This window comes from Neisseria sp. P0001.S005 (assembly GCF_051963715.1).
Map to the genome: position 1 here is coordinate 1 of NZ_JBQCTZ010000106.1, position 12233 is coordinate 12233.

The 12233-nt window shown below is 50.2% G+C and carries 10 protein-coding genes, 1 pseudogene and 1 riboswitch; of the genes and pseudogenes, 7 read left to right on the forward strand and 4 right to left on the reverse strand.

The genetic code is table 11. The features are described from left to right. Positions 1 to 150 (forward strand): annotated as a pseudogene (locus ACTHSP_RS12670) (lipopolysaccharide assembly protein LapB); the annotation flags it as partial. A gap of 123 nt (positions 151 to 273) precedes the next feature. On the opposite strand, the gene ACTHSP_RS12675 reads toward ACTHSP_RS12670, so the two are convergent. The 3 genes from ACTHSP_RS12675 to ACTHSP_RS12685 all read right to left on the reverse strand — a co-directional run bounded on the left by ACTHSP_RS12675 (position 274) and on the right by ACTHSP_RS12685 (position 5228). Beyond that, the gene (locus ACTHSP_RS12675; protein ID WP_440346206.1) at positions 274 to 771 is read right to left on the reverse strand and encodes a thioredoxin family protein; all 498 of its coding nucleotides are present in this window, start codon (positions 769 to 771) and stop codon (positions 274 to 276) included. A 9-nt stretch (positions 772 to 780) separates the two neighbouring features. Then, positions 781 to 4074, reverse strand: coding sequence for an exodeoxyribonuclease V subunit gamma (gene recC / locus ACTHSP_RS12680; protein WP_440346207.1), 3294 nt, complete (start codon positions 4072 to 4074; stop codon positions 781 to 783). A 278-nt stretch (positions 4075 to 4352) separates the two neighbouring features. Further along, positions 4353 to 5228, reverse strand: coding sequence for a lysophospholipid acyltransferase family protein (locus ACTHSP_RS12685; protein WP_371464984.1), 876 nt, complete (start codon positions 5226 to 5228; stop codon positions 4353 to 4355). A gap of 108 nt (positions 5229 to 5336) precedes the next feature. Then, positions 5337 to 5447, forward strand: a riboswitch (SAM-I-IV-variant riboswitch). A gap of 173 nt (positions 5448 to 5620) precedes the next feature. On the opposite strand from ACTHSP_RS12685, the gene metK reads away from it, so the two are divergent. The 6 genes from metK (at position 5621) to ACTHSP_RS12715 (ending at position 11390) form a co-directional block, all read left to right on the forward strand. After that, entirely contained in the window at positions 5621 to 6790 is a 1170-nt protein-coding gene (gene metK / locus ACTHSP_RS12690) for a methionine adenosyltransferase (RefSeq protein WP_371464985.1), read from the forward strand. A gap of 109 nt (positions 6791 to 6899) precedes the next feature. Further along, positions 6900 to 7220: an accessory factor UbiK family protein gene (locus ACTHSP_RS12695; RefSeq protein ID WP_440346208.1), complete on the forward strand. Its 321-nt coding sequence runs from the start codon at positions 6900 to 6902 to the stop codon at positions 7218 to 7220. A 13-nt stretch (positions 7221 to 7233) separates the two neighbouring features. Continuing rightward, the gene (locus ACTHSP_RS12700) at positions 7234 to 8730 is read left to right on the forward strand and encodes a YifB family Mg chelatase-like AAA ATPase (RefSeq protein ID WP_308905210.1); all 1497 of its coding nucleotides are present in this window, start codon (positions 7234 to 7236) and stop codon (positions 8728 to 8730) included. Positions 8731 to 8884: 154 nt separating this feature from the next. Then, a complete protein-coding gene (locus ACTHSP_RS12705) occupies positions 8885 to 9868 on the forward strand; it encodes an SPOR domain-containing protein (protein WP_440346209.1) in 984 nt (327 codons plus the stop codon). 11 nt (positions 9869 to 9879) lie between these two features. Next, entirely contained in the window at positions 9880 to 10521 is a 642-nt protein-coding gene (locus ACTHSP_RS12710; RefSeq protein WP_049351017.1) for a thiol:disulfide interchange protein DsbA/DsbL, read from the forward strand. A 44-nt stretch (positions 10522 to 10565) separates the two neighbouring features. Further along, the gene (locus ACTHSP_RS12715) at positions 10566 to 11390 is read left to right on the forward strand and encodes an undecaprenyl-diphosphate phosphatase (protein ID WP_049328710.1); all 825 of its coding nucleotides are present in this window, start codon (positions 10566 to 10568) and stop codon (positions 11388 to 11390) included. Between the two features lie 82 nt (positions 11391 to 11472). Here ACTHSP_RS12715 and ACTHSP_RS12720 read toward each other — a convergent pair whose 3' ends face one another. Continuing rightward, positions 11473 to 11886 (reverse strand): type IV pilin protein, encoded by a 414-nt coding sequence (locus ACTHSP_RS12720; protein WP_440346210.1) that lies wholly within the window; start codon positions 11884 to 11886, stop codon positions 11473 to 11475. Positions 11887 to 12233: the final 347 nt, after the last annotated feature.

Genomic DNA, 12233 nt, shown 5'->3' on the forward strand with positions numbered 1-12233 from the left:
GATATGATTCGTTCCATTATCGGCCGCCAGCTGCAAAAAAGCGTTATGTACCGCTGCCGCAACTGCCACTTCAAATCCCAAGTCTTCTTCTGGCACTGCCCTGCCTGCAACAAATGGCAAACCTTTACGCCGAATAAAATCGAGATTTAATAAAGCGTTAAGCATCAAAAAAGGCCGTCTGAAATCTTTTCAGACGGCCTTTTTATTACAAAGCAAAATATCAAAGCGGTTCAAAACACAGCCTTACACACCAGCAATATCTGCTCAACACCGCTACTCTGCCCATGCCAACGCCGCTACAATCTGCGCCTCAATATCGGCATTAAATTCGCCGGCACGGTATGCATCGCGCAATTCCGTGCGACGGGTTTCATCTGCCGCAATTTGGTTCAACACCACTTGCGGAAACTCATTAAACACAGGCCCGTCCTCTTCATGACCCATCAAAAACAGCGCAGGGATTTTTTGATTGGCGCGGACGATTTCCTGTTGGCGCGGATTCTCAAAACGGCTGCTGTCGTCAAAATCGTTGCGGGCAATATAGTTGACGCGGATATTGGGATTCAACTCCGCCATTTTTTGAATAAACGGCACAAACACGCGGCAATCTGGGCAATACGGCGCAGCGGCAAGCAGCCAGTTTTGCGGACGGCTGATCTTTTTAACCGCCGCCACCGTTTGCGCCGACAGCTCGGTCACCTGATAGAGCTGCTGTTGTTTCAATTTATCTTCTTCGGTATCAAAATCCAAATATTCTGCATAAGTGGTCATGCTTTACTCCTATTCTGTTGTATCGGTTTTCCCTGCCACGCCGGTCAAAAGCGGAACAAGCAGATTGACGACGAGGTTTTCAAATAGCGGCTCATCAAGAGGCGATTCTTCCGAATGGCCAAACACCAGCTTCACTTCGGTATATTCTTTCTGCCCTTTGCTCATTTTATTGCCGTTAAAAACCTCATGGGCTTTTCTCAAGGCAGCATCCCAATCCTCTTTCTTGTTGTACTCCTCCGCTGCGGCAAGGCTGGTTTTGGCAAAAAACGGCAAGGGGGTATTTTGTCCGATTCGGAAATATACCAGCCATTCTTTTAAAAGCTCCCTCGCCGCCTCTTGCCCGATGGCGGCATAGGTTTCGGTCCGCCCCAAGCTGACAATATAGGTTTGTCGGTTTGCAACGGATTGAGGGGCAACGGCGCAAAAAATCAAATGCTCCAATAAACGGGCAATGCGGTTGGGCGCATTGTCTTTTTGATTAAGGAACACAATGCGGCCGCATTCATAAAGATTGCCGATGGTGCCTTGTAAAACCAAGTCGTCAAAGTGTTCTTCATAAGGTTCAGACGGCCTTTTGTTACTGCGTATCAGCTCGGCATCTACGTTTTTCGCAGATATCTGATACTGCTTCTGCCATAAACCGCCCAACTCGCCCACCGGCATTAGGCTTTCGGCATTCAGCCGAATGGCCGTATCTTCAAAATCTTCCCCTTTGCGCCGCGCATCCAAATAGGCATCGGCAATCCGACCCTCATGTTGCGGCTCAAACGGTTCGGCAGACTCCCATGCGCCGTCCAGATACGGCTGATCCCAGCTTAAATTTTTCTTCAGCCAAACTTTGACAGGGTTGCGCCAAAAACTGACAAGCTCGCCCTGGTGAATGGTTTTGCCCGGCTCTTCCTGACTTAAGGCCTCAAGGAAAAACGGTTGCGCTTCCGCTTGCGGTTGGTTCAACGCATCGGCGTAATCTTGGCGCGTACTGAAGAGGCCGTCTGAAAGCGCGTCCTTTTGGAAATAACGGCGTGAGAACGCCTGCAACGGATGATGTTTCACCCATTTCTCCGACAACTCGCGCCCGCTTTTCCCCGTCATGGCGGCAATGGTATCCAGCAGCTCGCTGATTAACGAAGACGGCGCGAACTCGGCATCATTGCGTATATCGCGGCCGATATAAGACAAATACAGCATTTCGCGCGCGCTGATTAAGGCTTCCAGGAAGAGATAACGGTCGTCGTCGCGGCGGGCGCGGTCGCCTTTTTTCGGATATTTGGCAATCAGGTCGAACACCGCCGCTTTGGTATTGCGCGGAAAATCGCCGTCATTCAAACCCAACAGGCAAACCATTTTAAACGGCAAGCTGCGCATCGGCACCATACTGCAAAAAGTGATACCGCCGCTCAAAAATCCGGCTTGGCTTTCGCTGTCCAAAAAGCGGCGGATATGGCGGATAACGGTTTTACACGGCAACAATCCGTCAAATTCGGCCAACTGCGCCTCTTCCTGCCATTTCGCCAAAGACTGCTCAAACTGCTGCTTGGCGTATTGGTCGTCCGTATCCGGAGCAAACAGTTTCTCCAGCAAAGCACGGCAACGCTGCACCCAACTTTCCACATTGGCAGGCTCTTGCCATTGCGCCGCCATATCGGCCAAAGTGCGGATAAATTCGGCAAAACCGCTGAACACGTCCAGCTGATTGACGTTGCTATGCCACGCGCTCACGCCCTGCCACATGCCGTTGCCGCCTTCGGGCAACATCCAGCCCAAAGCCAAACGCTCTACCGCCTGCTGCCAAGTAAAGAGGTTGTCTTTGCCCTCACGCATGGTTTGGTCCAAACCCCAATGCACATTCAATCCGGCAACAGTCTCATGCAGCAGCGGCACATCTTCCTCGCTCAAACCGAAACGTTGCAGTACCAACCAGCTTTCCAGCAAGGGCAAAACCTTATCCACTTCAAACCGGCTCTCCAGCAAGTCCAAAGTTTGCGCCAAAGCATACAGCAACGGCTGGAGGCGGCTGAGCTTCACATCCGAAATCGAATACGGCAAAGCCTGGCTGCCTGCGTGCGCCTGTCCAAAAACGGCTTCGATAAACGGGCTGTACGGCTCGATGTTCGGTGTCAACACGGCAATATCGTGCAGCTGCCAATCGGGATTATTTTGCAACACCAGCGACAGCTCTTCTTTCAAAATCTGCAATTCGCGCAAAGGGCTGTGTGCTGCAACGATTTTGACGGAACCGTCATTCAGCAGCTCGTCCGGCTCGACACACACTGGATTGCCGTCCGCATCGTGGACTTGAACCAAAACCGACTGCGCGCCTGCTTCGCCTTCTTCCTGTTGATATAAGCGTTCAGACGGCATGATTAAGTTTTGGATATCGTTTTGCAGGCAATGCAATAAAGTATCGTCTTTTCCCTCTTCATAAACCTGAATATCCTGCTCGGTTTCCACTTCCGACAGAAAATCAAAGAAATCGCGCCCCTGCTTGCCCAAAGAAGCCAACAGCGGATGCCCTGCCTGCGACAAATCCGCCTCATCGCCCCTTTTCAAAATCTGCGCCTCGTCGATGACCTCGCCCCAATATTGACTGCTCGGGTTGAGCGCGAACACAAACACATCGCAATGCTTGGAAATTTGGTGCAGCAGTTGCAGATACATCGGCGCCATTGTCGAAATGCCGAATACAAACAACCTTTGCGGCAAGACTGATTTATCCAACTGCGCCAACAGCTTTTCCCACAAGGCCACGCGGTGCGGCGCAGATTGGCTGCCATCGTCCAAATAACGCCACAGCCGCGCCTGCCAATCCTCATCATCGCCCAAACCCAGCAGCTTCCCAGCCTGCCACGCATCAATCCAGTCCGGGCGGTACACCAAATATTGGTCAAAAATATCCGCCATCTGTCCGGCAAGCTGATAATCCGCCGATGCCGAGCTGTGCAAATAACTTTCCAGCTTCAGGCGCACGTTTTCGTATTCCGGTGCCGTCTGAAACGCTTCGCTGCGGAACAAATCCAGCAAACGCCAACGCATGACTTCAGGTGAAAACGGACTGAGCGGCGGCACATCGGGAACCAATTTGCGCATCAGCTGCCACGCCAAACCGGCAGGCAGGCTGAACTTCAAATTCGCCGCCACGCCGAGTTCGCGCGCGAAAAACACATTCAGATAACGCCGCATACCCTGGCTCTGCACCACCACTTCTTCCTGCGCCAATACGGAATCCAAGGGCGAAGCCTGATGAATACGCGCGCACATTTCGGCAAGCGATTCCAAACGGTCGGATTGAAAGAGATAAAACATGACATGCCATCAAAAAAACAATTACGCGCATTATAATGCCATCAGGGCAAACGGTTCAGCAGCGTATGAAAATAAAAGGCAAAAGATTACGGTAAAGGCCGTCTGAAACCGCTTTTCAGACGGTCTTTGCCATTTAAATATCGTGGACAGTGCAAACGCTAGGCTTTAATGTATTTCTTTTTGAACCTCGGCTTTGTTTAAGCCGAAAGAAAATCTTCTGAGTTCCCAACCAAAATAAAAACCTGCTTTCCTCAAAGCAGGTTTTGAATCTATCCCACTCAAGCAGGCGGCAACGGCGCGCCTTCGGGATGCTTGTAGCGATTGTACATAAACAAATATTGTTCCGGAAAACGGCGTATCCAATATTCGGTATTTTCATTGATCACGCGCGCATCGTTCTCCTTATCGCCGTTCAACTCACCGCGCAAAGGCTCGATGTGCAAGACAAAGCCTTTGCCATCGGGCAGACGCTCGCCGCAGAAAAACAAAGCCTTCACGCCTTTGACTTGCGCCAGCTTGCCCGCCAACGTCATGGTATAGGCAGGTTTGCCGAAAAAGTCCACCCACACGCCGTCGCCCCCTTCTTCGGGAGACGGTACATGGTCCGGCAAAACAATGGTCGCTTCGCCGCCGCGCAGAGCCTTAATAATTTGTTTGACGCCCTGAATACTGGTAGGCGCAGTCTTGCCTTTACCGCGCACGCGCCCCGCCTGCATCACCGCATCAAAAGCCTTGATTTTCGGCGGCTTATACATCGCCGTCAGCGGAAACGGCAGTTGCTGACTGATGTAGCGGCCCGCCAAATCATAGCTGCCGATGTGCGGCGTAATAAACAGCAAACCTTCGCCCGCACTCAAGGCCGTCTGAACATGTTCCCAACCGTTGACGCTGACAAACAGGTTCTCAATTTCCTCAGGCCGTCTGAAAAACGCCACCGGCAATTCCAAGCCGCCTTTTGCCGTTTCACGGAAAACTTTTTTCACCGCCTCATCCGTCGGGTTCAAACCGGCAAGTTTCATGTTTTCGAAAACACGCCGGCGATCTTTCGACAGCACGCAGAAACCCAAACTGCCCAGCAGATTGCCTAATTTGTGCAACCAAGCCAAAGGCAGAGCGGCCAAAAATTTAAAAACAAAGGTAACAAGCGTTTGCATAAGGTTTTACCAAAATGAAGTGGACAGATTGTAAACGAAACAGGCCGTCTGAACAAAACAGACTTCGGGCAAATATATTGCGGCACACCTGCTTTTCTGCTACTATCCGCACTGCATTAAGAGTTGGGAATTCCATGCCAACCTGCTTTTCAAACGGAAAGGTAAGGTGGACGGTTGAAAAACCGATGTGGCTCGCCAGAGCAATCCAAACCCGCTTAATGCGGGAATTTTTTTGCCTGTAAGAAACGCGCAACAGGATTCCGAAACAGCAGGCAAGTGCGAATGTTTCTCACTTGTATAGAGAAAAAGCGGAGTTTTTGTTATGATTTCCGCTGTCCGAAATAAAAGGCCGTCTGAAAACACAGCAGCCTGTTTTTAATGAAAGAATAGCAATGAGCGAATATCTGTTTACTTCCGAATCGGTATCCGAAGGCCATCCGGATAAAGTTGCCGACCAAGTATCCGATGCGATTTTGGATGCCATCTTGGCGCAAGACCCAAAAGCGCGTGTCGCCGCAGAAACCTTGGTCAACACAGGCTTGTGCGTATTGGCAGGCGAAATCACGACTACCGCCCAAGTGGACTACATCAAAGTCGCACGCGAAACCATCAAACGCATCGGCTACAACTCCTCCGAGCTGGGCTTTGATGCTACCGGCTGCGCAGTCGGCGTGTACTACGACCAACAATCTCCGGACATCGCCCAAGGCGTGAACGAAGGCGAAGGCATCGACTTAAACCAAGGCGCAGGCGACCAAGGTTTGATGTTCGGCTATGCCTGCGACGAAACCCCTACCCTGATGCCGTTTGCCATCTATTACAGCCACCGCCTGATGCAACGCCAAAGCGAATTGCGCAAAGACGGCCGCCTGCCTTGGCTGCGTCCTGATGCCAAAGCCCAACTGACCGTGGTTTACGACAGCAAAACCGGCAAAGTAAAACGCATCGACACCGTCGTCCTGTCTACCCAGCACGATCCGTCTATCGGTTACGAAGAGCTGAAAAACGCCGTGATCGAACACATCATCAAACCGGTTCTGCCGTCTGAACTGCTGACCGACGAAACCAAATACCTGATCAACCCGACCGGCCGCTTCGTTATCGGCGGCCCGCAAGGCGACTGCGGTTTGACCGGCCGTAAAATCATCGTCGATACCTACGGCGGTGCGGCTCCGCACGGCGGCGGCGCATTCTCCGGCAAAGACCCGTCCAAAGTGGACCGTTCCGCCGCTTACGCCTGCCGCTATGTTGCAAAAAACATCGTAGCCGCCGGTTTGGCAACCCAATGCCAAATCCAAGTTTCCTACGCCATCGGCGTTGCCGAACCGACTTCGATTTCCATCGATACCTTCGGTACAGGCAAAATCAGCGAAGAAAAACTGATTGCCTTAGTTCGCGAACATTTCGACCTGCGCCCCAAAGGCATCGTCCAAATGCTCGACCTCTTGCGCCCGATTTACAGCAAATCCGCCGCATACGGCCATTTCGGCCGCGAAGAGCCTGAATTTACTTGGGAGCGCACCGACAAAGCAGCCGCATTAAAAGCAGCCGCAGGCGTGTAAACTTCCGCATTTGAGGCCGTCTGAAAAGCAAAACGTTTTCAGACGGCCTTTTTCCTTATACAATAGCCACTTGAATTTCTATATACATTCTGAATAAAGGATACGGATTATGTTCGGCAAACAACTTTTTGAAGAAGTCAGCTCCAAAATCAGCGAAACCATCGCCAACAGCCCTGCCAAAGACATGGAAAAAAACGTTAAAGCCATGCTCGGCAGCGCGTTCAACCGCATGGATTTAGTGACCCGCGAAGAATTCGACATCCAACAACAGGTTTTGATTAAAACCCGTACCAAACTGGCCGAATTGGAAGCCCGTTTGGCCAAACTCGAAGCCGCTCAAGAGCCTGAAGAAGCTGCTTTGAAAGCGGCCGAAGCCGCTGCTGAAAAAGCTGTTGCCGAAATCAAACAACAAACCGAAGCTGCCGAATAAGGCCGTCTGAAATATGTCGCTTGCTTTGGTTTACAGCCGCGCCTTAAGCGGCATGAATGCGCCGTTGGTCGAAGTGGAAGCCCACCTTGCCAACGGCTTGCCACATTTCAATATCGTCGGTTTGCCCGATACTGAAGTCAAAGAAAGCCGCGACCGTGTACGTGCTGCCATCATCCAAAGCGGCTTCGACTTTCCCGCCAAGAAAATTACCGTCAACCTTGCACCGGCCGACCTCCCAAAAGAATCCGGCCGTTTCGATTTGCCGATTGCCTTGGGCATTCTTGCCGCATCGGGACAAATCAATCCTGAAAAGCTTGCCCAATATGAGTTTGCCGGAGAATTGGCACTGTCCGGCCTGCTGCGTCCCGTACGCGGCGCACTGGCCATGGCATGGCAGGGAATGCAGGCAGGCCGTTCGTTCGTCTTGCCGCAAGAAAATGCCGAACAGGCTGCCGTCATGCGCGGTATCGCGGTTTATGGTGCGCGTTCTTTAGGCGAAGTGGCCGCGCATTTAAACGGTATCGAACCGTTGACACAAACTGAATGCAAGCTGACGCAAAGGCCGTCTGAACAAAGTAAAATTCCTGATTTAGCCGATGTTAAAGGCCAGCATACCGCACGCCTTGCTTTGGAAATTGCAGCGGCAGGCGGACACAGCCTGCTGATGATGGGTCCGCCGGGTACAGGCAAATCCATGCTTTCGCAACGTTTACCCGGAATCCTTCCGCCTTTGACCGAAGACGAATTGGTCGAAGTATGGGCATTGCGTTCGCTCCTGCCCAACCATCAACAGCAACTCGACAGCAACCGCCCTTTCCGCAGCCCCCACCACAGCGCCAGCTCGGCCGCCATGGTCGGCGGCGGTTCCGACCCGCGTCCGGGTGAAATTTCATTGGCGCACCACGGTGTGTTGTTTTTAGACGAATTGCCCGAGTTTGACCGTAAAGTATTGGAAGTATTGCGCGAACCTTTGGAAAACGGCGAAATCCATATCTCCCGCGCCGCACGCCAAGCTGTTTATCCGGCCAAGTTCCAGCTCGTCGCCGCCATGAACCCCTGCCCTTGCGGCTATCTCGGTCATCCGTCCAAACCTTGCCGCTGCACGCCTGAAAGCATCGCCCGTTACCGCAGCAAAATTTCAGGGCCATTACTCGACCGCATTGATTTAACCATCGAAGTACCCAGCCTTTCCGCCGCTGAGCTGATGCAACAAGAAACCGGAGAATCCAGTGCCACCGTATTAGAACGCGTTACCGCCGCGCGTAAAATCCAATACGGCCGACAAGGCAAAGTTAATGCCGAATTGAGTGTCAGCGAGCTCGATGGCAAAGCCCGTATCCAAAAAGAAGCGCAAGAAGCCTTGGGAACCATGCTCGAAAAACTGTCCCTTTCCGCACGAAGTTTTCACCGCATCATGCGCGTTGCCCGTACACTGGCCGATTTGGCAGGGGACGAAGAAGTCAGCAAAACCCATGTGATGAAAGCCATCGGCTTCCGTCGCGCCCTTTAACTTTTCAGACGGCCTGAATCTTTATGTTTAAGTAAAACTAGAGTAAACAAAGCATCAGGATTTTGCCGTCTATAACGGTTATTGATAAAATATCGAATCCAAACTCAGACAGTCTCCTTTCAGGCCGTCTGAACACATTATTACAAGGTAAGTCATGAAAAAATCTACACAATATGGCAAAGGCTTGGCCGGTTTCTTTTTCGGCCTGATACTGGCAACAGGTATTATTGCCGGTATTTTGTTCTTCTTGAATCAAGGCAACCAAAACGTTTTCAAAGAGCTGACTCAGCCTAAACAAAGCGAAGAATCTGAAATCCTGAAACCTCAGGAGAAAGCAGAGAAACGCCCAGCTACCGATAATTCATCTACCCAAGCAGATGAAGAAAAAGCTCAAGCGGAAAAAGAAGCTCAGGAAAAAGCCGAACAAGCAGAACGTGAAGCTAAAGAAAAAGCTGAAAAAGCCGCCACTGATAAAGCCGAACGTGAAGCCAAAGAAAGAGCAGACAAAACTGATGCCGACAAAGCCGAACGCGAAGCCAAAGAAAAAGCTGCAAAAACTGAAGCAGAAAAAGAAACTGCTAAGAAAAAACTGGCCGAGAAAAAAGCTGAGTTAGAGAAAAAACGCGCAGAAAAAGCCAAAGCGGAAAAAGAAACTACCGATAAAGCTGCTAAAGACAAAAAAGCAGTCGACCAACTGACTGCCAAACAAAAAGAGCGTGCCGAGCGCAAACTGGCCGAGAAAAAAGCGGCTGAAGCCAAAAAGCAAAACAAGCCGACACCTGAGCAAATCCTCAATAGCGGCAGCATCGAAAAAGCACGTAAAGCAGCAAATGCCTCTGTAGCAAAAGAAAGTAACAACTCTGCAAGTAAACAGTCAGCAGAAAAAACCGAAACAGCTGCCAACAGCGGTAAAAAAGCCTTCCTGCAGCTTGGTTCATATACAGACCGCTCCAGCGCAGACTCACAACGTGCAAAATTGGCTATTTTAGGTGTTTCTTCAAGAGTGGTTGAATCGCAAAACGGCGACAAAACCATTTACCGAGTTCAAAGTAACACTATGCCGCAGGAAGCCGCTGTAAAACTGCAAAAAAACCTGCAAGGCCATAATATCAACAGCTTGATTCGTTCTACCAAATAATGGAATCACTGATGAAGCAGAGTATAAAACAAACCATTGCCGCACTCGGCCTGAGCCTGCTCAGTCTGAGTGCTCAGGCTGCTACCGAGGGCGTGGACTATACTGTCCTCAGTCGCCCTATCCCGCAGCAACAAGCCGGCAAAATTGAAGTGCTTGAGTTTTTCGGCTACTTCTGCGTCCATTGTTACCATCTCGATCCGGTTTTGTTGCAACACAGTAAAACCTTTGCTAAAGATGTTTCCTTACGGACGGAGCACGTCGTTTGGATGCCTGAAATGTTGGGTTTGGCCAAGGTTGCCGCAGCCGTTAATCTTTCAGGTTTGAAATATCAAGCTAATCCAGTCATCTTCAAAGCAGTTTACGAACAAAAAATCAACCTGGCCGATACCAATGTATTCCGATCATGGGTGGGTAAACAGACGAGTTTTGACAGTAAAAAACTGCTTCAAACCTACAATAGTCCTGCTGCCGCATCGGCTGCTGCAAAAATGCAGCAATTGACGGAAACTTATCGAATTGAAAACACACCAACTGTCATCGTCGGTGGAAAATACAAAATCAATTTCAACGGTACCGACTGGAAAGCAGGTATGAAAACCATAGACGAGCTCATCGTCAAAGTCCGCCGCGAACAATCCTCAAAACCACTTTAACTATTCAACAAAAGAAAGACGGCCTCAAGGCCGTCTGAAAACTTATGGACATTCTGATTTTATTTAAAGCACTTATTCTCGGTATTATCGAAGGTTTAACCGAGTTTCTCCCTATTTCCAGTACCGGTCACCTGATTGTATTCGGTGACTTAATGAACTTTCAAAGCAACGGAAAAGTATTTGAAATTGCTATTCAACTCGGTGCCGTATTAGCCGTCGTATTTGAATACCGCCAACGATTTACCCATATCATAAAAGGATTGGGTAAAGAACGAACAGCCAATCGCTTTGTACTGAATTTATTTATTGCCTTCATACCGGCTGCGGTTGTGGGGCTATTGTTCAGCAAACAAATCAAATTACACCTTTTCAACCCAATTACCGTTGCTACCATGCTGGTACTGGGTGGTTTCTTCATTTTATGGGTTGAAAAACGCCAAGCAAAAACCAAACCTAAAGTCAATCATGTAGATGATATGCGCCCAATCGACGCATTTGTTGTAGGATGCGCCCAAATTTGTGCCCTTATCCCTGGTACATCACGTTCAGGCAGTACCATCATGGGCGGTATGCTATGGGGACTGGAACGTAAAACAGCTACTGAGTTCTCATTCTTCCTTGCCGTACCGATGATGATTGCGGCAACAGGTTACGATATCTTAAAAAACTACAAACTCTTTACCTTGCAAGATGTCGGACAAATTGCTATCGGTTTTATCGCAGCATTTATCGCCGGTTTATTGGCAGTAAAAGCATTGCTGAAATTTGTCTCCAGTAAAAACTATGTGCCTTTTGCCTACTACCGTATTGTATTTGGTGGTCTGATTCTCCTTACTTGGATGCTGGGCTGGGTCAGCTGGAGCGAATAACCCATCTTCATTCACCAAAGGACGTTCCCACGCACGTCCTTTTCTTTTGCCCTTTTTTCTTTTATCCCTTCAGACAACCACTCTATGCGCCAAATGGTTTACACTCCGTATCATTACCCCTAAATATCTCCTCACCGTCCGTACAGCTGCCCTTCACCTTCATCTTCCCGCACACCACCGCCGTCAGCGACTCGTTCAAGCGCAACACCCTCGGTTCCGCCTCCCTGTCCAGCGCCACCGCCTTCAAAGTAAACTTCCCCTCCAAGATCCCCTTAGCCTGACCACTCATCCTGATACAGAAACCGCCCGCCTCCTTCACCGGCAACTCCGGCCATTTCGTCGACGTCAGCTTAAAGCTGCCCTTCTTCGTGTAGAACTGCTCCATAAAGCGCGCATTTTCCAGCAGGGCTGCATGAGCCGCACGCAGGTTGGCCGAGCGGACCGATTCCCGGTAGGCCGTAAATGCCACCGTCGCCAATATTGAAACCAACAACATCACCACCAACAGCTGTATCAAAGAGTAGCCCCTCTGCACAGTTGCCCTATTCCGTTTTCCATCAAATACATTTAAGTACATCTCTTTATTCCCTTTATCTTTTATATCCTCATCCGACAAGAGGCTATCCGAGACCTTTGCAAAAAAGCCCTTCCCTCGACAACCGAAACCCAAAAACAGGTTTTCGACTATTTCCCTCCCCAAATCACTCCTAATTCTACCCAAATGCCCCCTTAATCCTCCCTGGATACCCCATAATCAGGCATCCGGCCGCCTTTTAGGCAGCAACAGGCACACTTAGCCTGTTGCCGCTTTCAACAGGTTTAAACACATCGCCTTCAGATGGC